This window comes from Methylomonas sp. PHL2-19 (assembly GCF_059331595.1).
The window spans coordinates 4,725,629-4,747,927 of sequence record NZ_CP196839.1; the positions used below are offsets into that span (position 1 = coordinate 4,725,629).

Sequence of the window (22,299 nt, forward strand, 5' to 3'; positions counted from 1 at the left end):
TTTAGGCGAGTAGCACGCCCCTACTCGCTTACAGTTATTTTCTGTTATTCAAGACCCAACTTTTTCAAACGATACCGCAGCGAACGGAAGCTTAGACCCAAGTATTTAGCGGTAGCGGTTTTGTTCCAACGATTTTCCTCCAGCGCCGCACTCAAGGCTTTTTTCTCTATGTCTTCGAGATAGGCTTCCAGCGACATTTTCTCGGCGTCGAAATCTTCGACCGCAGCCAATTCCATCCCCAACGGCAAGTTCAGATCGTCGGCTTCAATCACGCCGCCATCGTGCAAGGCCAGCGCCCGCTCCAATATATTTTCCAGCTCCCGAACATTGCCGGGAAAATAGTAGTGCTTTAACGCATTTAGCGCAGAGTCGCTGAGTTTGGGCAAATCCATACCGTTGGCATTAGCCAGGCCCGCCAATAAGTGCTCGGTAAGCTGAGGAATATCGGCGGACCGGGCGCGCAGGGGTGGCAAACTCAGCTCGATGACATTGATCCGGTAGTACAAATCCTGCCTAAAACTGCCTTCTTGGACCATCTTGGTCAAATCCTTGTGGGTTGCACTCAATAAGCGCACATCGACAGGCACTTCCCGCTGTTCGCCGACCGGGCGGACTTTTTTCTCCTGAATCGCCCGCAACAATTTAACTTGCAAGGGCAAAGGCAAATCAGCCACTTCATCCAAAAACAAGGTGCCGCCATCGGCCGCCTGAAACAAGCCTTGCTTGTCGGCTACCGCGCCGGTGAAACTGCCTTTTTTATGCCCGAAGAATTCGCTTTCCATCAATTCAGGCGGAATCGCTCCGCAGTTAATCGCAATAAACGGTTTCTCGCCGCGCGGGCTTTGCTGGTGTATCAATCTGGCCACCAACTCCTTGCCGGAACCGGATTCACCGCTGATATAAACCGGCGCCTGGTTGCGCGCCACCTTGTCGATCTTCGAGCGAATAGCGCACATTAATGCCGATTCGCCTAGCAAGATGTCGCGGGTACGGCGCTCCTTGTCGGAAACCCTAGTTAGCGAGGCTTGCAGCGCATGACTGACCAGCTGCCGCAATATCCCCAAATCGACCGGCTTGGACAGGAAGTCAAAAGCTCCCTTTTTCATGGCTTTGATCGCAATATCCATGCTGCCATGCGCAGTAATCACCGCCACCGGCAACTGCAAACCGGCTAATTGAATGTGCTCGACCAAATCCAGCCCATCGCCGTCCGGCAGCTTCATATCGGTAAGACACAAATCAAACACCTCAACGGCCAGTAGCTGTTTGGCCTCGGCCAAATTAGCCGCGCAGCGGGTTTGAATGTGCATGCGGTTCAGGGTTATTTCAAGTAATTCTCGGATGTCGGGTTCGTCATCGACAACCAGGGTGACAGGCATATTCATATTTCAATGACGGCGTGATCGGCATTAGCCAGCAACAAAGTGAAACAAGGCTTTCCGGAATGGGCGGCGTAACTTAACTCCGCTTGATTCAGTTCGGCCAATTCCCTGGAAATATACAACCCTAACCCGGTACCTTGGTGGGAAGTGGTAAAAAACGGTTCGAACAAATGCTGCCGGTGCTCTGCGGCAATTCCGGCGCCATTATCGATAATTTTAATGCACGGCGCCTCCTGCATCTGCGACACTTCAAGCACGATGGCCCCTAGCTCAGGCTTACCGTATTGCAAAGCATTGGCGCAGAGATTATCGAGAATTTGCTTCAAGTGACCACTATCAATACAGGCATTCAAGCCTTGCGCTTTAAAAATCAATTTAAAACACTCCGCCCGCTCGCCCAGATTCAATTTCTGCTCGTCAAGGTAGGCCGGCAACCACTGGTCCAAAGCGATTTTTTGTTTTTGCGACGGGTTGCGCCGAGACAACTTGAGAATGTCCTCGATGATGCTGTTTACCCGCTGACAATGGTGCTGGATGATTTCCGTCAAACGCAGCTCTTGCACATCTAAGTCCGGTGCTTCGGATAGCAATTGCCCGGCATGGCTAATAGCGCTGAGCGGATTGCGAATTTCATGGGCAATACTGGCGGTCAACCGGCCCAGAGACGCCAGCTTGCTCTGCTGCAAGCGTTGATTGTACAAAGCAATGTCCTCGAAAATCAGCATGTACAACGCTTCGTCATCCATACTTAATTCGGAAAATCGCACTTGCACTTCGTTGCGATTGGCTAATTGGATAATGGCAAAATCCTGATCCCGATTGGCGCGCCACAACTCGAAAGCTTGCCTCAGTTCCGGCGCCACCTCGGCCAGTTCCTCCGGATGCAAGACCAAACCCAGCAAACGCAACGCCGATTGATTGGAAAGCTGAGTGACCTGCCGGTCATCGACGATCATGATGCCCGATTGCAAATGCTGGATGATATAGCGGTTAAGACTCTCCAGCCTGGCGATAGTATGCTCGTGCCGTCTGGCCAACACCGCTGATTGTTCGGCACGCTGTGCCAGGATTACCGATAAAAACGCTATCGAAAAAAAAGCCACTCCCAGCATGCCGGCATAAGTCAAGGTAGTATTTTCGAAGGCATGCGTTTCTATCGCATACACCTCTTCAGCAAGAATTGCCAGACTAGCCAAAGCCGCAAACAACATCGCGCAGCGCCCACCAATCAGCAAACCACCCGCCGCTATCGAGATAGCCAGCAAGATGCCAATGCCGCTGCCAATCCCACCGCTGGCGTGCATCAGCAAGGTAATGAAGACTATATCGGTAAAAATAAATAACTGTGCCAGACTGGCATAAGCCCAACGCGGTCTAAATGCGACCGGCGCGGCAATCAGCGAAATCCCCAGATAGGCAACACTGGTGAACTGGTACAATGATGCGTCGTAGGAACCCAATAACGACGGCCCAAAGCGCAAATAAAACAGCATTACAAACAGGCAGGCGGTAACAAACCGATAGAGGGCGAAAATCTTCAACATCAACCATGCTTGCCGAACGGGAATGCCGTACCCCTTGGAAAAAGGGCAGGGATAAATAGTATCGACCGATGAAGAAAGCATTGCCCGAGTTTTTATGCAGAGTTAGTTAGAATGTTTGTCAGTTCAATCATAGCACCAACTTGAGACGCGATTTAAGCCATCCATGGAGCACTAAATGAATATTCACGAATACCAGGCGAAACAACTCTTTAAAGCGTTTTCGATCCCCGCGCCACAAGGCGCCGTGGCGACCACAGCCGAACAAGCGCAGCAAGCCGCACAGTCCTTAAGCAGCTCTGCCTGGGTGGTAAAGGCGCAAATTCATGCCGGCGCCAGAGGTAAAGCCGGCGGCGTGAAAGTTGCCCGGACCTTGGAGGAAGTAAAGGATTACAGCGCGGCAATGCTGGGCACACGTTTAGTAACGCATCAAACCGATGCTGCGGGTCTGCCGGTCAATAGCGTTTGGGTGGAAGAAGCTTCGGCAATCAATCAAGAATATTATTTGAGCCTGTTGCTGGACCGGGAAAGCGAACGACTGATATTTATTGCCTCGGCCTCAGGCGGCATGGACATCGAAGCGGTGGCTGCTGAAACACCTGAAAAAATAGTCAAGGTGCCGGTGCACCCCGCAGCGGGTTTACAACCTTATCAATGCCGCCAAATAGCCGCTGCACTAGGCTTGGGCAAGGAACAGCAAAGCCAGCTGCAAACCATTATAAGCGGCCTGTATCAACTGTTTTTGGCCAAGGATGCCAGCCAAATCGAAATCAACCCGCTGATCCAAACCGATGACGGCAAACTGGTGGCACTGGACGGCAAGATCAATTTCGACGACAACGCCATCGCCTTACATCCTGACATAGCCGCGATGCGCGATGCCTCGCAAGAAGACGCTAAGGAAGCGGAAGCCAAACAGTTCGATCTTAACTACATCACGCTGGACGGCAATATCGGCTGCATGGTCAATGGCGCCGGCCTGGCCATGGCGACGATGGACATGGTGAAGTTGAAAGGCGGTGCGCCGGCCAATTTTCTGGATGTGGGCGGCGGCACCAATAAAGACAAAGTCAAAGCCGCGTTTAAATTGATTTTGTCCGACGGCACCACCAAAGCAGTGCTGGTGAATATTTTCGGCGGCATCGTCAAATGCGATGTAATCGCCGCCGGCATCCTGGCGGCCGTCGAGGAAATGCACTTAACAATCCCGGTCGTGGTGCGCCTGGAAGGGACTAACGTCGAACAGGGCAAAGCCATGCTGAGCCAATCGGGACTGGGCTTGGTAGCTGCGGATAATTTAAATCATGCTGCCGAATTGGCGGTAAAACTGGCGCAAGAGGTAGCTTAATGTCTATTTTGATCGACAAACAGACTAAAGTCATTTGCCAAGGCTTCACCGGCAAACAGGGTACATTTCACTCCGAACAAGCGCTCGCTTACGGCACGCAATTAGTTGGCGGCGTCACTCCGGGACGCGGCGGCTCCAAGCATCTGGATTTACCGGTATTCGACACCGTCGAACAAGCCGTTAAAACCACCGGCGCCACGGCAACGATGATCTACGTACCGCCGTTTTTTGCCGCCGACGCGATTTTGGAAGCGGTCGACGCCGGCATCGAGCTGATCGTCTGCATCACAGAAGGCATCCCGGTGCTGCAAATGTTAAAGGTCAAAGCCGCAATGCAAGGCACGAGTTCATTACTGGTCGGCCCCAACTGCCCTGGCGTGATCACGCCGGGGCAGTGCAAGATCGGCATCATGCCCGGCCATATTCATCTACCCGGCAAAATCGGCATTGTTTCCCGTTCCGGCACCCTGACCTACGAAGCCGTGCATCAAACCACCCGCGAAGGCTTGGGGCAAAGCACCTGCGTCGGCATCGGCGGCGACCCGATCCACGGCATGAACTTTATCGACGTTCTGAGCCGCTTCCAAGATGACCCGGACACTCACGGCATCGTCATGGTCGGCGAAATCGGCGGCAGCGACGAGGAACAGGCTGCGGACTTTATCAAAGCCCACGTTACCAAACCTGTGGTCGGCTACATCGCCGGCCAAACCGCACCGCCAGGTAAACGCATGGGCCATGCGGGTGCGATTGTCACCGGCGGCGCGGGTACTGCGGCGGGTAAGATTGCGGCGATGCAAGCGGCCGGCGTGAGTATGGTCAGCTCGCCTTCGGATATAGGCGTCGCGATGCGGGATTGTTTTTCCAAAACATAATGTCGATAAAAATAGCGCTAGCCCAACTGAACTTAACAGTTGCCGACATTCAAACCAACACCGGCAAAATTCTGGCCGCCGCTGAACAAGCCAAACAGCGGCAGGCCGATTTGGTGGTGTTTCCGGAGCTATGTGTCACCGGTTACCCACCTGAAGACCTACTGTTTCGACCGGATTTTATTCATCAGGCGCAACAAGCGGTTGCCGAAATTGCCAAGAAGATTGCCGGCATCACGCTTGTGATCGGTTACCCGATGCAACAGGATGGCCGGCTATATAACACGGCCATGGCATTACGCGACGGCGAAACCCTTGCCGTTTACCGTAAACAGGCCTTACCCAACTATGGCGTATTCGATGAACAGCGTTACTTCAGCGCCGGCGACCAAACCTGTCTGTTTACGGTTAAAGACAGCCAGTTGGCGCTGACGATTTGCGAAGACATCTGGCAGCCAGGCATCATTGCCAAAAACCGCGCTGCCGGGGCAGACATTATCCTGACCCTGAACGCCTCGCCGTTTCATGCCGGTAAGATGCAGCAGCGCGAGGACATCATCTGTTCGCAAATTAAAGCCGAGCAGATACCGTTGGTTTATGTCAATCAAATCGGCGGCCAGGACGAGTTAGTGTTCGACGGTGCTTCGTTTGTCGCTGATCGTAACGGCGACGTTGTATTTCGTGCGGCCGAATTTGCCGAGCAACTCAGCATAGTTGAGTTTATCAACCATGAGCCGCAAATATCCACCATCGCCGACTTGTATCAACCCGTGGTCAGCGAATACAAAGCGCTGGTCTTGGGTATTCAAGACTACGTGCGCAAAAACGGCTTTCAAGGCGCGATTCTCGGCTTGTCCGGCGGTATCGACTCCGCACTGGTATTGGCGTTGGCGGTGGATGCGCTGGGCGCCGATCATGTCGAAGCCGTGTTGATGCCATCGCGCTATACCCAAGACATGAGCAACCAGGACGCGATCCTGGAAGCCGAAGCGCTGGGTGTCAAATATCACGTGCTGCCCATCGAACCGGCGGTAACTGCCTTCAACGGCATGCTGGCCCCGCTGTTTACCGGCAGCCAAAAAGACACCACCGAAGAAAACATCCAAGCCCGCTGCCGTGGCGTGTTACTGATGGCTATTTCCAATAAACAAGGCAAACTGCTGCTGACAACTGGCAACAAAAGCGAAATGAGTGTGGGTTATGCCACGCTGTACGGCGATATGGCCGGCGGCTTTGCGCCTTTAAAAGACGTATCCAAATTACTGGTCTACCAACTCGCCGAATACCGCAACACCTTGTCGCCGGTCATTCCGCAACGGGTCATCACCCGCGCACCGTCTGCGGAATTGGCGCCGGACCAAAAAGACGAAGATTCGCTGCCACCTTATTCTGTGTTGGATCCTATACTTACTTTGTATGTGGAACAGGACAAATCCGCCGCCGAAATCGTGGCACAAGGCTTCGCGGTTGCCGATGTGCACAGAGCGATTTCACTGGTGGATAGAAACGAATACAAACGCCGGCAATCGCCGCCCGGCATTCGCATCACGCCCAGAGCGTTTGGCCGTGACCGCCGCTACCCTATTTCATCCGCTTATCGCGGCACGGCCGCGCTTAATCAACCAGCGCCCGACAACGTTAAGGAGTAAATCATGTCAAAAATGCGTACCCTGTTACTTACCACCGGCCTGCTGCTGACTGCACAGACCGGTATGGCCCGCGAAATTAATATTCCGGTGCCCATGGAGTACGGTTTAATCAAAAGTGTGCTGGTCAGCGAACTCTACGACGGCCCGAATGAATCGGTAAGAGCCTGGAAAGACGGCAAGCAATGCAGCTTTTTGGATCTGGACCACCCGCAAATCAGCGGCGAGCAAGGTCAGGTCAAAATCCAGAACAATGTACAAGCCCGCGTGGGTACCGCGCTGGGCGGCAAATGCATGACCTTGATCGAATGGTCCGGCATTTTGCAAACCCTGCAACAGCCGACATTGGACGCCTCCGGCAATGTGCTGAGCTTCCCGGTCACCCAACTGAATGCGTTTGATCGCAACGGCCAACCATTGAACATTGCCCAATTGCAATCGCTGATCAAAAAAGCCGCCGAGCCCAAACTGGCCGCCCTGAAAATCGACTTAAACCAATCCCGCCCGGACATTACGAAAACCCTGCTCCCCTTCATCGCCGCCGACGATAGCGAGGAGTTGCACGACACCATCAACAGCCTGCGCTTCAATCAGGTCAAAGCCGATGAGAAAGGTATTTTAATCAACGTGGGCTACACCGCTACCAACCAAAATGCCGGCGGCTTAAAAGCGGCCCCGGTATTGAACGAAGCGGAATTGAACCAATGGCGCAAGCTCTGGCAAGGTTGGCAGATGTCTTTGGAAAAGAATATTGAGAAAGCCCCTATCGCCACCAACGCTGACGCCAGCCGGGCAAGCTTGCGCGATGTCCTGCAAAAAGCCGGCGTCGCCTTTGAACAAGGTCTGACGGCGGAATATGTGGCGGAAAACGATCCTGTGCGTAAGTTCTTCAACAGTTCCTGGGACGTGCTAGCCCCGCTACTACGTGACGCTTCAACCCAGTTACCGGGTAATAGCAGCCTGCGCTATGTGACGTTGATTGCCGCGACGGACTTGATGTACGAGTTGGAATCGATAGGCTCGCCACTTGGGCTGGAAGTATCCTCCAACGGCTTGCGGAAGCTGGCCCGTTCGCTGATCGCCCACGAAAATCCCAAAGGCAAGACCAAAACCAAACGCAAAGGTTAAATCAAGCGGGCTTGCCCCATATAAAAACAGGGATACCGGCCACAAGACCGGTATCCCTGTTTTTTTAGGTATAGCCGAATCTAAACTGCGCCCGCCGAGTATGGCCCTAAAGGGTCGGCGCCCAAAGTACCCACCAAAGACTGCAAATATTCCGGCGAGGCCAGTTCCACCAGTTTCTGTTGCGCCTGCCTATGCCGTTCGACCAACTTCAGCTCGTCGATCAAAGTCTGGTGACTGCTTTCGTGCAAGAACCTGCCCAAATAATCGACATGCCGTTGCCATAACGCGATGTCGCGCTGCTGCTTGATCCGCAGCCGTTCCTGATACCAATCCGAAGCCAACAAGTAATCGCGGGTAAACATCGCCCGTATCTCCGGATGATGCGCATCCTTACCCTGATAATGACCATCGGCCATAATATGCAGCAAAGCATACAGCGGCGGACAGGCATCTTCTATGCTGCCGTCATCAAGATATTGCTGGGCCACGCGCTGCTGGGTTTCGACGATATTATTGATGCCGTCGACAAACACCTCCAGATCCTGGCGCTCGGGCTGCAAAATCTCGTCGGTAAAAACCGCATACGGGTTATCGAAGATCTTACCCATCAAGCCGTGCACGAAATGACTGGTGATGCGATAACCCAAACGGCTGGCCAAGACAATTTGGCCCTTGTGTTCAAAATCGGTTAACGGTTCCAGATAGCCATGTTCCAACAAAAATGCCGGGTGGCGCTCTTCGCGCGACAGCCGCGCCCAAATCTCCGGAATCAACAAACTAATATCGTGATCGACGCGGGTATCCGGACCGATAAACCCGGCCGAACTGGAAAACCCCGGATAGCCGGTCAAAATGAACGAGACCAGGGCATTGTTCAAATCGACCGTGCCGCGCAAGGCATTGAACGGCCCTTTAGTCAGCGCACCTTCACTGCCCGCTCCGGTAGTAGACGGCGATTTGCCGGTCAAGGAACAGACAAAGTCCATGAACAGTTCCGGCAACTCTTGATAATGAATCGGGTTGTAAACCGCCAGCGCGCGGATGCCCGGTTCGGGCGGATTGTTGCGGCGACCGGTCAATACCGCGTCCACCGGATGACAGAGCGGTTGATTGAGCGGAATCTTGCGATGTAAACGCGCACCGACTTCCGCCACATATTTCCGTAAGGGTTTCACCACATCGACACGGGTTTCCAGGTAGCGCGGATTTTTCGACGGTTTGCCGTTCACCAAACGCGGATGCGCGGAACACACCACATAGCCTTTCCCATCCTGGTAAGCATCGCTCAATAGCTTTTGCATGGGCGCGGTGAATTTGGAAAAAGTCATCACATCTTCGACCACCGCCGATAACTGCTCGTGATCCAAAGGCTCGAAATTGGCCATGAAATTACCCGGCCCGGACATGTTCAGCTCGGTCTGCTTGTCGTAACCGGGAATAATCGCGTCGTCCGGGCGTTGAAACAGCCGGTATTCGCAGTTGCTGACCAGTTTCAGACTCGTTTCGTAACCATCGTCCGGCAGCCAAGCGCGTACCGCCGCGGTCGGCACCACCACCGAGGCACTGATGTCGTCTTCCATCTGCACTTTCTCGCAAGCGATATAGTCTTGCCGCACTTTGAAAGTGCGCCAGCCGCCGTCTAGGTCAAAACCTACCCGTAAATAAGTGGCGACGATCTTGCGCTGGTTCAGTTTCAACTCGTGACCGGGCGCGCCGTCGATAATGTCCACCGACAAATTGTCGCGCCAATTGTTGCCCCATTCCGGCCGGTAAAAGCGCTTGATCAAAAATACCAAAGCCAGAATGCTGGGCGGAATGGACCGCAGCCAATCGTTAAATTCCGGCACATGGTTGGGAGAAGGCGTCAATAACTTGATCACGGAACCCAGACTGCGCTCCGAACTGAGCACGGTCCGGCTAGGCCCACGATCATCGCGCTCGAAGCCCGGCAAGAAGCGGCCGGTATAGTCTTTATCGAAAATCGCTTGCACTCGATCCAGATCGTGCTGCAAATCGTCTACGAACAGTGGCCCGTAGATTGCCGCGTCCTCTATGGATTTGGAAATTTCCGATTTGCCGCCGCCGGACACCGTACAGGGCTTATGACAAAACGTGCCTTCCGCGACGGTGCCGATCAAACGCCAGGACGGCGCACCGGGGTGCTTGCACATCTCGATTTTATAACCGTTGGGCTGCACGTAAATTTTGCCCGGTTGCAAGCGAATGCTGTGGCTTTGGCCGTTTCTGATCCAGGTAATTTTCTGCGTCGCCAGACTCATCCGCAAATCCTGCGGCACATAAATAATTTCCGGAAAATGCCTGTCTACCGCATAACCTTCCGGATGCAGATCCATGATCGCGCCGTAGTGATAGGTCATCTCGTCGAAATCGTAGCCCGGCTCGCGGGTCAGACTACCAATCCCAAATTCATCACCATGATTGACACGACGAAATGCCAACGCGCCGCCGGCATGCTCCTCTTCTGCCAAACCGAACAAATTGGCGGCATAGCTGATCTGGGTTTTGACTTCCTTTTTGCAATAACCGTAATAGTTATCGGCCAGCAAAGTAACGATCACGCCGCTGCGATCACGCGCAGTTAATTTAAACGCCTGACCCTCGTTATACAGTTCTTCGGGATCTTGCCAGCACATGCCATCGGCGCGCTGGCGTTCGGTGGCCTCGTCCCAATGCGGGAGCCCCAACTGTTTTTTAGTGAGCTTGGTTAAATGCGGGGCCAGAATCACGCAACCGCTGTGGCCGGACCAATGTTCGACATCCAGGGCCGCATCGCATTCCGGCAAGGCAGGATTGCCGCCGTTGCCGAAGATGCTCTCAACAAAATCCAGATTGCTGACCAGATTGCCCGGCGCAAAAAAGCGGATTTCCATGGATTTTTCGGCTGCAACACCCGGGATTTCCGGACAGACTACCGGCCGCATCAATAATGATGCAAACATGCGTGCCGGCTTGGGTTGGTGGGCGGTAAACGGTAGGACCATCAAATCATCAGGCGGATTTAACGCCTCACCCAGCATCAAAGCAAACGTCAGCTTGGGGACCTGCTTCTTGTCGCCGGGCACCGGCAATCCACCCTCGGCCACATGAAACGAGCCTTGTGTGGTCCGCCGGTCGCTGGCCGGGTTATGCAAAATGCCTTGTTTGACTCGGAAGCTGGAGACGATTTCGGAACGAAATTCATCCTCGCCCAAAGGCAACGATAATTCACGCGCCACGCCGTGCTTATCCAACTCGAAAGTCATCGTCGGCAAGCTGGGGATTTTGGCAAAGCCCAGATCCGCGCAATAGCGCTCCAGGAAATCTTGAATCCGTCTATCGGCGGGATAAAGGGAGGAACTGGCCAACAAGCGGCTTTTTTCCAGATAGCTATTCAGCAAGTCCTGGGCGGTATCCATAAACTGCGCCGACTCGGTATCGATACACGTCGGCTGCCCGCATGAAGCCAGTTTCAGATTGATATAAAGATGCAACTGTTGCTTAACAGCTTGCTCGTCTTGCCCCACCGACCCCAGACCCAGCGCCCTTAGCTTATCCATAATCCTCCCCCTTTTAGTTTTAGAAAACGATGCTTCCATGATATAGCAAACTTGGGGGTTTGGGTCAGTAGCAATCCAAGCAGAGCGCCCTCGACCCAGAGCGATTGCGCTCAACCAAGCGGGTGCTAAGCGCTGCAGAGGCCCGGCTGACTAGTGAAAATCATCCTGTCGGCAATAGTGTCAATTTTTCTCGGCTTCGGCCTCGCCAAGATTGTTTAAAAACCACATGGCCGCGATTTGCTGGTGTAAATGGTCGAACTTCGCTTGCAAGCCGTCCAGCACTTGATGCAATTGCTCCGGGGTAGTCTGCTTAATCTCAATGGCGAGTACCTGCTGTTCCAATTGTTCCAGCTGTGGGAATAGTTCGACAGCATGCGGCAAGCGTTTGATGCAATGCGTAATCTCCTCAATGCAATGCAGCACGGCCCTGGGAAAATCCGGGTTTTTTAACAGATAGTTCAAAACATCCTCACCTCTAATTCGGTTACGCACATGCTTGCGATACATCAAGACCGCACTCAACGACTTCAAAACGTTGATCCACAGGATGGTCTCGTACTCGCGCATTTTGGTGCTGCGATTCTCCGCCAACAGCACGGTACCGAAATCCATGATCCGGCTGGTCATGTCAGCGCGTTCCAGGTTGCGGCCAATACAAATAAACCGGGCACTGTCGCTGCGGCTCATAGACCCGGCCATAAAGCCGGTAAAGCGCTGGCACCCAGCCATGATTTCCTGCAAAAACAGCGCCCGCCCCCGCCGATTGGACAAGCTATCCAGATTGTTATTAGCGTACAGATACATTTCGTTGACCTGCTGCCAGGCCTCATCGGGCATCAGCTCGCGGCTGGTACGGATATTCTCGCGAGCAAACGACAACGACGCCAATAAGGAGCCGGGATTGCTCATATCGGCTAATAAAAACCGGGTGGTGTTCTGCTCGCTGGGATTTTTAAAGCGTTGATAAAACGCCTCTTCGACGCCGCAAATATTTAATAAATTGCGCCAGCCTAATTCCACACCATACGGCAAGTCGTAGATCAAATGCATCGTGGCGCTGATCAGGCGGGCGGTGTTTTCGGTTCGCTCCAGATAACGGGCCATCCAGTACAAACGTTCGGCGGATCGCGATAACATCTTATTGCTCCCTGTTGATAATCCAAGTGTCTTTACTGCCGCCGCCCTGCGATGAATTCACCACCAGCGAACCGGCCCTGAGCGCCACGCGGGTCAAGCCGCCAGCGGTGACAAAGCTGTTTTCGCCTTGCAGGATGAAGGGGCGCAAGTCGATGTGCCTGGGCTCCAGACTATCACCGCACAAAGTCGGGCAGGTTGATAAAGCCAAGGTTGGCTGGGCGATGTAATTACGCGGATTGTTTTTAATCAGCTTATGAAATTGCTTGATTTCCTTTTGGCTGGCGTGCGGGCCGACCAACATGCCATAGCCGCCGGACTCGTTGGCCGGTTTTACCACCAGCTCCGGCAAATGCGCCAGCACGTAGGCGCATTGTTCCGGATCGCTACAGAGATAAGTCGGCACGTTCGGCAAAATCGGCTCTTCGTTCAGATAGTAGCGAATCATTTCCGGCACGTAGGCATACACCACCTTGTCGTCGGCCACGCCGGCGCCTGGCGCATTAGCCAGCGCCACGTTGCCGGCTTTCCAGGCCCGCATCAAGCCCTTCACGCCCAATACCGAATCCTTATGAAAGACTTCAGGATCGAGAAACAGATCGTCGATGCGCCGATAAATCACATCGACTTTTTCCAAACCCTTGATGGTACGCATATAAACGCAATCGTCGTCCTTGACCAGCAAGTCGCCACCTTCCACCAATTCCGCACCCATTTGCTGCGCCAGGAACGCATGTTCGAAATAGGCCGAGTTATAGATACCGGGCGTCAAGACGGCAATTTGCGGGGTATCGTCGGCGTCCGGCGCCAACGACGCCAGCATTTCGAACAACTGGGTGGGGTAATCGTCGACCGGTAAGATATTCAGATTTTCCAATAACTCCGGAAAGATCCGTTTGGTAATTACCCGGTTTTCGATCATGTACGACACGCCGGATGGCACCCGCAAATTGTCTTCCAGCACATACAGCTTGCCGTCGCCAGCCCGCACCAGATCGCTGCCGCAGATATTGGCCCAAGTACCGAATTTGGGCTGCATGCCCAAACATTCCTTACGAAAATTGCTGGAACTGTTGATCAGATCAGCCGGCACCAAACCGTCTTTGATAATCTGCTGCTGGTTATAAACATCGTTGATAAAACAATTCAAGGCTTTCAGACGCTGTTTCAGGCCCGCTTCCACGGCTTGCCACTCCTGGAAATCAATCAGCCGCGGAATGATGTCGAAAGGCCAAGCTCTATCGATATTCCCTTCGTCGCTATAGACGGTGAAGGTGATGCCCATCTCCATGATGGCCGCCTCCGCCGCCGACAACCGGCCCTTAATTGCATCCATGCCCAAAGATTGTAAGTATTGACTCAAACTGGCGCAGGTATCACGCGGCTTGCCGCCCGCAGCAATCATCTCGTCGTAAGCCTTATCGGCGCTGTAATCCGCCCAAATTGTCGAAGTAACCATGCTGTATGCATCCGTGATATTTGCTTTTATGGTGCAAGTCCGCGCGAAATTAGTGCAAAAACGACCGCACCATTTCAACGCAAACCGGTTCTAATGATTTACCCGATATAAAGCAATAGCAATGCCAAGTTGCGCGCCTACGGCTATCACTCGGACGGCCGTGACCCACTTATCGTGCCTTAGCACTGGCAAATACCCTTTAGTTCAGAAGCTTCAAGCCAAGCCAATGCTTTATATTGGACGACTCTAGGCAGAGCTACCGAATCCAAAAGATCTATGCCGCACTCCGCTCTTTCTGATCGTAACGGCATGCTTTTTGCGTGTTTCTTAGACTACGCATTATCCAAAGTCTCGTCAGAATCGGCATCTGCAATAAAAACCAGCTTAGAAAACATAAAAAAAACGAGATTAGCTTTGATCAATTGCGCTATACCCGGTAAACCGGCAAACTAAACCTATGAAAACCTTAAGCACACCAGAAGCTTTCGCGCCGGGATACCGCCTCGATAAGGGGGCCCACGACGAAATGCTGGACGAGACGGGCCGGGTTAGACCGCATTGGGCCCACCTGATGCAGGCGTTGCAACAGCTTGGCCCCCGCGAAGTGGGCGAACGCCACCAGGAAGCGCTAAGACTGCTGCGCGAAAACGGCGTCACCTACAACGTTTATGACGACCCGGACGGTATTAACCGCCCTTGGCAACTCGACCCGATACCGCTATTGCTTTCCGGCGACGAGTGGTTCGACATTGAGGCCGGACTGCTGCAACGCGCCGAACTGTTGAATCTGATTTTGGCCGACCTGTACGGCCCGCGCCAGCTGATCAAGAAAAATCTGTTGCCGCTGGAACTCATCTACAACCACGGTGGCTTTCTGCGCGTTTGTGATCAAGTTAGCTTGCCCGGCCAGCATCAGTTGGTATTGTGCGCCGCCGACCTGGCCCGCGGCCCGGACAAAAAAATGTGGGTACTCGGTGATCGTACGCAAGCGCCATCCGGCGCCGGTTATGCGTTGGAAAACCGCTTGGCCATGTCACGGGTGTTGCCCAGCTTGTTCCGCGACACTCATGTCCATCGTTTGGCGCGTTTCTTTCAATCCCTGCGCGCTGGCCTGAATGCCGTCGCCCCCGGCGACGCCGATACCCCGCGCGTGGTGGTACTGACGCCCGGCCCTTTGAACGAAACTTTCTTCGAACACGCCTATCTGGCCTCCTATCTGGGTTATCCGCTGGTACAGGGCGACGACCTGACGATTCGCGACGGCTATGTCTGGCTGAAATCGCTGGTCGGCTTGCAGCGGGTGGATGTGATCTTGCGTCGGGTGGACGACAATTACTGCGACCCTCTGGAACTGCGCGAAGATTCGCGGCTAGGCGTCCCCGGCCTGTTGGAAGTGGTCAGGCGCGGCAATGTGGCGATTGCCAACCCGCTAGGAAGCGGCATATTGGAAAATCCCGGCATCATGCCGTTCCTGCCGGGCATCGCCAAATACTTCCTGGGCCAAACCCTAAAGTTAAATTCGATCGCCACCTGGTGGTGCGGCCAAGCCCGCGAGTTAAATTACGTCCTCGCCAATCTGGAACGCCTGGTCATCAAACCGATCTACCGCAAACCCGGCGAACGTTCGGTGTTCGGCCATCAGCTGAGCCGTGCACAACTCGCTGATTGGCGCGCGCGCATCAAGGCCCGCCCGGCGCTTTACGTCGGCCAGGAATACGAGAGCTTTTCCACCGTGCCGGCGCTGGTGGCAGGCGGCTACGAACCGCGCCAAACCGTGCTGCGCTGCTTCATGGTGGCGCGGGCGGACGGTTATACGCTGATGCCTGGCGGTTTGAGTCGTAGCGCACCGCAATACGGCAATATGATGATCAGCAATCAAACCGGTGGCATCAGTAAAGATACCTGGGTGGTCGCTACCGAGCCCCAACATCCGGCCATTCCGGCCAAGCGCAGCGCCAGTTTGGCAGGCCACGGCAATGCCCTTCCCAGCCGCGCGGCAGACAATATTTTTTGGGTGGGCCGCAACGCGGAACGCGCGGAAGGCGGCGTGCGGTTGTTGCGCGCCACGATCAAGAAGCTGTTCAGCAACCCTGACCGCGATAGCCCGGACTATCAGCTCAGCCTGGAAACCCTACTGCGTTGCGTCACCAGCATGACCGGCACCTACCCCGGTTTTTTTGCCGAGGATAACGAAAGTTTGTTGCAGTCGCCGGAAGCCGAATTACTGGCAGTGGTCGCCGACGAAAGCCGGGCAGGCAGCCTGGCCAACACGGTAAATAGGATGACCCAATCCGGTTATGCGGTACGCGATTTATGGTCGTCGGATACCTGGCGGGTCATTGACGAAATCGAGGAACAGGTTTCCGAAGCGCGCCGCCTGGGCAAAATCGGTTTGTGGTCGATGCAGGAGCAAATGGATCAGCTGATCACCACGCTCTCCGCCTTCAGCGGTCTGGTGATGGAGAGCATGACGCGCGGCAACGGCTGGCTGTTTCTGGACATCGGCCGGCGCCTGGAGCGCGGCTTGCAGTTGGTATCGGTATTGAGAACCGCGTTTGCGATGCCGCAAAGCGAAGCGGCGGAAACCCGCTTGCTGGAATCCCTGCTGGACACCAGCGACAACCTGATTTGCTACCGCCAACATTATCGTAGCAACCTGGAGTTAGCCTCGTTTTTGGAACTGCTGCTGATGGACCCCAACAATCCCCGCTCACTGGCCTATCAAATCGCCCGTTTGCAGGAGCATGTCGGCAAACTGCCGCGCGAACCCAGCACCCGCCGGATTAGCGCCGAAGAGCGCTTGCTATTAGAGGCTAGTTGTCTGTTGAATATCGCCAATATCGACGACTTATTGAACGTCTCGGAATCCGGGATTCGCGAAGCGCTGGACCAACAGCTCAGCAAGATTTACGCCCTATTGGCCGCGTTGTCCGATACTTTGACCGCCAATTATTTCCGCCACGGGGACGCGCCGCAATCGCTGTCCTAAGGGAGTCACCATGCGTTATCGGGTTACCCATACCACTACCTACCGCTACCAACAACCGGTGGGATTGTCTTACAACGAAGTGCGGATGCAGCCGCGCCCCTGCCCGAATCAGCAACTGCTCAGCTCGCAACTAAAAATTACCCCCTTGCCCTGCGACTATCGGACCCGTACCGATTTTTTCGGCAATCAAGTGGCCTGGTTTTCGATTAGGGAGCCGCATCGGGAGTTTGTGGTCACCGCCAGCAGCGAAGTACAGATTTTTCCGCAACCGGTGCAGTTGGATTTCAGCCACGGCATGAGCTGGGAATTGGTGAAGGAAGCGCTCTGGAACGACAGAAGCGAACCACTACTGGAGGCACGGCAATTTGCCTTGGATTCGCCGTTCATCGCCGCCGACGCCGAGCTGGCCGCTTACGCGCAAGCCTCATTCACACCCGGCAAGGCGCTGATTGAAGCAATACACGATCTGATGCAACGCATTCACCGCGATTTTACCTTCGACCCGGAATTCACCAACCTGGCCACCCCGCTGACCACCGTACTGGAACATCGGCGCGGCGTCTGCCAGGATTTCGCCCATCTGGCCATAGGCTGCATCCGCTCGCAAGGCCTGGCGGCCCGCTACGTCAGCGGTTATATCGAAACCCTGCCGCCGCCCGGCAAGAAAAAACTGGTGGGCGCCGACGCCTCGCACGCCTGGTTCTCGGTGTATTTACCGGATCTGGGCTGGATGGACTTTGACCCTACCAACAACCAATTGCCGGGGGACAGGCACATCATCGTCGCCTGGGGTCGGGACTATAGCGATGTTACGCCATTGAAAGGGGTGATTTTCGGCGGCCAGAACCACGAATTGAAAGTGGCGGTGGAAGTGGAAAACCTGGGCGCATAACCCTAACCGGATACCGAAGAAAATCACCCGCATAAAACCACGTTTCATCCGTTAGGAATACCCGGAAATCCCCGTACTTAGCCCGTGACAAAACCTTGCATTTCGTGAGATAAACCAAGATATTGGGCTTGTCCCTTCACCTGCTTTCAATACATCAAGGTAATCTCTTGCGCCGTTTTTCGACCTTTTCCACCGCAGCACTAGCCCACCTTTTCGGCTTGGCTGTCGCCTACGCGCTGGTTGCCAAACTGGTGTTGATGTTTTTCACCGCCAATCACGTAATATCCGTCATCTGGCCGCCTGGCGGCATCGCACTGGCAGCGTTGCTGCTCGGCGGTAAAAAACTGTGGCCCGGCGTGTTCCTGGGCGCATTACTTGGCAGTTTGTGGGCAGGCAACCCGCTGGAGCAAGCCTTGCCTATCGCTTGCGGCAATACCGTGGAAGCACTTGTCGGCTGCTATCTGCTGGGCGAGATTCGCAAACTGCAACAGCCGCAAGACTACTTACGCATCCTGTTTGCCGGCGCCTTGGCTTCGGTCATTGCGGCCATAGTGGGTTCCTTAGCTCTGTTACATTTCAACGCAATAACGGCGCAGCAATGGCCGATCAGTCTAGCGCATTGGTGGATGGGCGACGTCTTGGGTATTGCGATTGTCACGCCGCTTATTTTGGTCTGGCGGCAGCCGCCAAGTTTTGACTGGAACCCGTATCAAGTTTGGCGCGCGTTGCTTTATGTCACAACGGCGTTTCTGGCGGGACAAATGATTTTCCTGGAGTGGCCGTGGCATCTTGGCCACTACGGCAAAGCATTTTATATGTTCGCTTTTCTGGTTTACGGCGCACTCTACTTTGGCTTGCATGGCACCTTGTTACTAATCAGCATGGTCATGCTGCAAAGCATATTCGGGGCAATTTTTCAGGTAGGCTTTTTTGCAGCCGACAGCAGTGAGACCGGGCTATTGCTGCAATGGTCTTTTTTGCTGGTACTGTCCAGCGTCGGCATTTCCCTGGCGCTGGCTATCGAGCGCTACCAGCGCTCAGAACAATTCAGCAAAGCCCTAGGCGATTTCAACAAACACATTCTGCGTTCAGTTCAGGAAGGCGTGATTGTTTACGATCTGCAGGGCCGTATCGAACTCTGGAACCGTTATATGGAAACCCTGACGGGATGGCCGCAAGCCGCTTGCCTGGGAAAATACCCTGTTGAAATATTTCCCTGGCTGGCGCAAACGCCAATTCCTGACGGCATTCAAAAGGCGTTGCAAGGCGAAACGGTCTATCAAACCCCGTTTACTGCAGGCGACGGCCGCTGGATCAGTTCGATGCAAATGCCCATACGCGACGACCAGGAACGGATTGTCGGCGTTATCGAACTGGTCAAAGACGAATCCTTAAACGTCGAGTTCGGCAAATCCCTGTCGGTCAGCGAATTGCGGTTTCAAAGCATCCTGGACAATACCCCCACGGTGATTTACAGCAAAGATCTGCAAGGCCAATACCTGCTGATCAACCGCCAATTTGAAAAACTGTTCGCGGTTGACAATAAGACTGTCAGAGGCAAACGGGATATCGACTTATTTCCGGGCGACGACACCGAACTCCTGTGGAAAAACGATTTAGAGGTCGCTAATAGCGGCCAGGCACAGATTTTTGAAGAAAAGATCACCCATCATGACGGTAATATTCATACGTATTTGTCGCATAAGTTTCCGCTACGTAATGGGCAAGGCGAAATCTACGCGGTGTGCGGCATTTCCACGGACATCAGCGAGCGCAAGCTATCGGAAAAATTATTGCAGGAAAGCGAATTGCGCTGGAAATTTGCGCTGGAAAGTGGCGGTGATGGCGTCTGGGATTGGGATTTGACCAACGGTAAAGTGTTTCTGTCGCCACGCTGCATGGAGATTCTGAATTTCAGCGAACAAGACCGAGACAACGATTACCGTAATTGGGAAGCCACGATACACCCGGAAGACAGCGCCCGGATGATGGCCGACTTGCAAACGCATCTGGAAAATCGCAGCTCACGCTTCAGCAACGAACACCGCGTAAAGCACGGCGACAACCAATGGCGCTGGATTTTAACGCGCGGTCTGGTGATCAGCCGCGATGCCCAGGGCAAGGCTTTGCGCATGATCGGCACCCAAACCGACATTACCGAACGCAAACAGCTGCAATGGCTGCAATTGTCCAAGATTGTCGATGGTTCGCCGGAAGCCACGTTTTTAGTTGGCGAAAACGGCCTCATCAAACTCGCCAACCCGCCCGCCGCGAAAGCATTTATCTACACGCTGGATGAGTTGATAGGTCTGAGTGTCGAAGCGCTGGTACCGGAACGGGCCCGCGCCAAACACCCGGAACAGCGCGCGCGATTTTTACAAGAGAATAAAGCCCGGCCTATGAGCGCCAGCCGCTCCCTAACCGCAATACGCGGCGACGGCACGGAATTTCCGGTCGAAATCAGTTTGACACCTATCGATATAGACAACCGGCGTTACATACTCGTATCCGTTTTGGACATCAGTGAACGGAAGCGGCTAGAACATGAAATGCAGTTGATGGCGATGATTTACCAAGCCATCGGCGAAGCGGTGATGGTCGCGGACACCGACAACCGCATCATCGCGATTAACGAAGCGTTTACCCGCCTGACCGGCTATACCGCGGAAGACGCGATAGGGAAGTCCACAGACATTCTGAAATCGGGCCGCCACGATCCGGATTTTTATCAGACCATGTGGCACTCGCTGTTACAAACCGGCCACTGGCAAGGCGAAATTTGGAATAAACGCAAAAACGGCGATATTTACCAAGAATGGCTAGTGATCAACACCATCTACGGCGAACACGGCGAAGTAGAGCGCCGGGTGGCGATGTTCTCGGAAATTACCGAGCAAAAACATGTCGAACAAACCATCTGGCGCCAAGCCAATTTCGACCCGCTTACCGATTTGGCCAACCGGCGCATGTTCCAGGATCGATTGAACCAGGAAATCAAAAAAGCCCAGCGCGACAAAAACAGTCTGGCGGTCATGCTGCTGGATCTGGACCGTTTCAAGGAAATTAACGACACCCTGGGCCACGGCATGGGCGACATTTTGCTGCAGGAAACGGCGCGGCGCATACTGGCTTGCGTGCGCAATGTGGATACGGTGGCTCGGCTCGGTGGCGACGAGTTCACCATCATCCTGGGCGAGTTGGACTCGGAAACCAATATAGACCGGGTCGCGCAAGCCATCCTGCACCAGCTTGCCGAACCATTTCGCTTGGGCGATGAATTAGCCTACATTTCGGTCAGCATCGGCATCACCTTCTATCCACAAGACGCACAGGAAGCCGAACAATTAATCAAAAACGCCGATCAGGCCATGTATTCCGCCAAGCAACAAGGCCGCAACCGCTACAATTTCTTCACCAGCGAGATGGAGCAAACCGCGCAAAACCGGATGCGCCTGACCAGCGACCTGCGCCAAGCGCTGACCAATCAAGAGTTTTGCCTGTTCTATCAACCGATAATCGAACTGAGCAGCCGCAAAATGCATAAAGCCGAAGCACTGATCCGCTGGCAACATCCCACGCGCGGCATGATCAGCCCGGCGGAATTTATTCCGTTGGCGGAAGAGACCGGCCTGATAGTGGAGATTGGCGACTGGGTATTTCGGATGGCGGCAAAACAGGTTGCCGAATGGCGTGCCCAATTTCTCCCGGATTTGCAACTGGGTATTAACAAATCGCCGGTGCAATTTACCCGCAGCAATCTGGGCGACAGCAAATGGATAGACTATTTGCATGAGCTGGGCTTATCCGGCCAATGTGTCGTCATCGAAATTACTGAAAGCCTATTGCTGGATGTCGACAATATTGTCCGCGACCATTTATTTGCTTACCGAGATGCCGGCATCCAGGTGGCTATTGACGATTTCGGCACCGGCTATTCGTCACTGTCTTATCTAAAAAAATTCGACATCGATTATCTGAAGATAGACCAGAGTTTCGTACGCAATCTGGAAGCCGATTCCAGCGACCTGGCGCTGTGCGAAGCGATTATTGTGATGGCGCATAAACTGGGCTTGAAAGTGATAGCCGAAGGCATCGAAACCGCGCAGCAACTGGAGTTGCTGACTGCCGCCGGCTGCGACTACGGCCAAGGCTATCTGTTTTCCAAACCACTGCCTGCTGCTGAGTTTGTGCGGCTGTTCGATACGAAAAATCAGCAGCCGGCGTCCGCCTCAAGGACAACAACACCGGCAAAACCAGCCGGACGCGGCGATTCCAGTATTTCTAAATTGTTCGGTTCGGACAAATAAACGGCAGGCGGCAATGTACACACGTTTTTAGAATGAACGCATTC

At 54.0% G+C, this 22,299-nt stretch carries 12 protein-coding genes; 7 read left to right on the forward strand and 5 right to left on the reverse strand.

Features of this window, described 5'->3' with window-relative positions; all coding sequences use genetic code 11:
* Positions 1–44: 44 nt before the first annotated feature.
* Positions 45–1,385, reverse strand: a complete 1,341-nt coding sequence (locus ACR02O_RS21830) for a sigma-54-dependent transcriptional regulator (RefSeq protein ID WP_458138312.1) — start codon at positions 1,383–1,385, stop codon at positions 45–47.
* Positions 1,382–3,007 (reverse strand): sensor histidine kinase, encoded by a 1,626-nt coding sequence (locus tag ACR02O_RS21835; protein ID WP_494522378.1) that lies wholly within the window; start codon positions 3,005–3,007, stop codon positions 1,382–1,384. The genes ACR02O_RS21830 and ACR02O_RS21835 overlap by 4 nt, the downstream gene beginning before the upstream one ends.
* 94 nt (positions 3,008–3,101) lie before the next feature.
* Here ACR02O_RS21835 and sucC point away from each other — a divergent pair, with 94 nt between their 5' ends.
* The 4 genes from sucC to ACR02O_RS21855 are packed head-to-tail and all read left to right on the forward strand — an operon-like array spanning position 3,102 to position 7,917.
* Positions 3,102–4,271 (forward strand): ADP-forming succinate--CoA ligase subunit beta, encoded by a 1,170-nt coding sequence (sucC, locus tag ACR02O_RS21840; RefSeq protein ID WP_458138314.1) that lies wholly within the window; start codon positions 3,102–3,104, stop codon positions 4,269–4,271.
* On the forward strand, positions 4,271–5,146 hold the full coding sequence (gene sucD, locus ACR02O_RS21845; protein ID WP_458138315.1) for a succinate--CoA ligase subunit alpha: 876 nt from the start codon (positions 4,271–4,273) through the stop codon (positions 5,144–5,146). The genes sucC and sucD overlap by 1 nt, the downstream gene beginning before the upstream one ends.
* The gene (locus ACR02O_RS21850) at positions 5,146–6,792 is read left to right on the forward strand and encodes an NAD+ synthase (RefSeq protein ID WP_458138316.1); all 1,647 of its coding nucleotides are present in this window, start codon (positions 5,146–5,148) and stop codon (positions 6,790–6,792) included. The genes sucD and ACR02O_RS21850 overlap by 1 nt, the downstream gene beginning before the upstream one ends.
* A 3-nt stretch (positions 6,793–6,795) precedes the next feature.
* A complete protein-coding gene (locus ACR02O_RS21855; RefSeq protein WP_033156093.1) occupies positions 6,796–7,917 on the forward strand; it encodes a hypothetical protein in 1,122 nt (373 codons plus the stop codon).
* 80 nt (positions 7,918–7,997) lie between these two features.
* Here ACR02O_RS21855 and ACR02O_RS21860 read toward each other — a convergent pair whose 3' ends face one another.
* The 3 genes from ACR02O_RS21860 to ACR02O_RS21870 form a co-directional block, all read right to left on the reverse strand.
* Positions 7,998–11,474: a PPi-type phosphoenolpyruvate carboxykinase family protein gene (locus ACR02O_RS21860; protein WP_494522379.1), complete on the reverse strand. Its 3,477-nt coding sequence runs from the start codon at positions 11,472–11,474 to the stop codon at positions 7,998–8,000.
* A gap of 180 nt (positions 11,475–11,654) precedes the next feature.
* Positions 11,655–12,611: an alpha-E domain-containing protein gene (locus ACR02O_RS21865; protein WP_205453333.1), complete on the reverse strand. Its 957-nt coding sequence runs from the start codon at positions 12,609–12,611 to the stop codon at positions 11,655–11,657.
* A 1-nt stretch (position 12,612) separates the two neighbouring features.
* Entirely contained in the window at positions 12,613–14,067 is a 1,455-nt protein-coding gene (locus tag ACR02O_RS21870) for a circularly permuted type 2 ATP-grasp protein (protein WP_319960406.1), read from the reverse strand.
* A 457-nt stretch (positions 14,068–14,524) separates the two neighbouring features.
* Here ACR02O_RS21870 and ACR02O_RS21875 point away from each other — a divergent pair, with 457 nt between their 5' ends.
* The 3 genes from ACR02O_RS21875 (at position 14,525) to ACR02O_RS21885 (ending at position 22,255) form a co-directional block, all read left to right on the forward strand.
* A complete protein-coding gene (locus ACR02O_RS21875; RefSeq protein ID WP_205453331.1) occupies positions 14,525–17,056 on the forward strand; it encodes a circularly permuted type 2 ATP-grasp protein in 2,532 nt (843 codons plus the stop codon).
* A 10-nt stretch (positions 17,057–17,066) separates the two neighbouring features.
* Positions 17,067–17,948: a transglutaminase family protein gene (locus tag ACR02O_RS21880; RefSeq protein WP_033156089.1), complete on the forward strand. Its 882-nt coding sequence runs from the start codon at positions 17,067–17,069 to the stop codon at positions 17,946–17,948.
* 167 nt (positions 17,949–18,115) lie between these two features.
* Positions 18,116–22,255 carry an EAL domain-containing protein gene (locus tag ACR02O_RS21885; RefSeq protein WP_494522380.1) on the forward strand — a complete coding sequence of 1,380 codons (4,140 nt, stop codon included), beginning with the start codon at positions 18,116–18,118 and terminating at the stop codon, positions 22,253–22,255.
* Positions 22,256–22,299: the final 44 nt, after the last annotated feature.

What these genes read in the sequence shown, in the direction of transcription:
- ACR02O_RS21865 (WP_205453333.1), bottom strand. Translation starts at nt 12,611, where the DNA reads ATGTTATCGCGATCCGCCGAACGTTTGTACTGGATGGCCCGTTATCTG.
- ACR02O_RS21835 (WP_494522378.1), bottom strand. Translation starts at nt 3,007, where the DNA reads ATGCTTTCTTCATCGGTCGATACTATTTATCCCTGCCCTTTTTCCAAG.
- ACR02O_RS21860 (WP_494522379.1), bottom strand. Translation starts at nt 11,474, where the DNA reads ATGGATAAGCTAAGGGCGCTGGGTCTGGGGTCGGTGGGGCAAGACGAG.
- ACR02O_RS21855 (WP_033156093.1), top strand. Translation starts at nt 6,796, where the DNA reads ATGTCAAAAATGCGTACCCTGTTACTTACCACCGGCCTGCTGCTGACT.
- ACR02O_RS21870 (WP_319960406.1), bottom strand. Translation starts at nt 14,067, where the DNA reads ATGGTTACTTCGACAATTTGGGCGGATTACAGCGCCGATAAGGCTTAC.
- ACR02O_RS21850 (WP_458138316.1), top strand. Translation starts at nt 5,146, where the DNA reads ATGTCGATAAAAATAGCGCTAGCCCAACTGAACTTAACAGTTGCCGAC.
- ACR02O_RS21875 (WP_205453331.1), top strand. Translation starts at nt 14,525, where the DNA reads ATGAAAACCTTAAGCACACCAGAAGCTTTCGCGCCGGGATACCGCCTC.
- ACR02O_RS21880 (WP_033156089.1), top strand. Translation starts at nt 17,067, where the DNA reads ATGCGTTATCGGGTTACCCATACCACTACCTACCGCTACCAACAACCG.
- ACR02O_RS21830 (WP_458138312.1), bottom strand. Translation starts at nt 1,385, where the DNA reads ATGAATATGCCTGTCACCCTGGTTGTCGATGACGAACCCGACATCCGA.
- sucD (WP_458138315.1), top strand. Translation starts at nt 4,271, where the DNA reads ATGTCTATTTTGATCGACAAACAGACTAAAGTCATTTGCCAAGGCTTC.
- sucC (WP_458138314.1), top strand. Translation starts at nt 3,102, where the DNA reads ATGAATATTCACGAATACCAGGCGAAACAACTCTTTAAAGCGTTTTCG.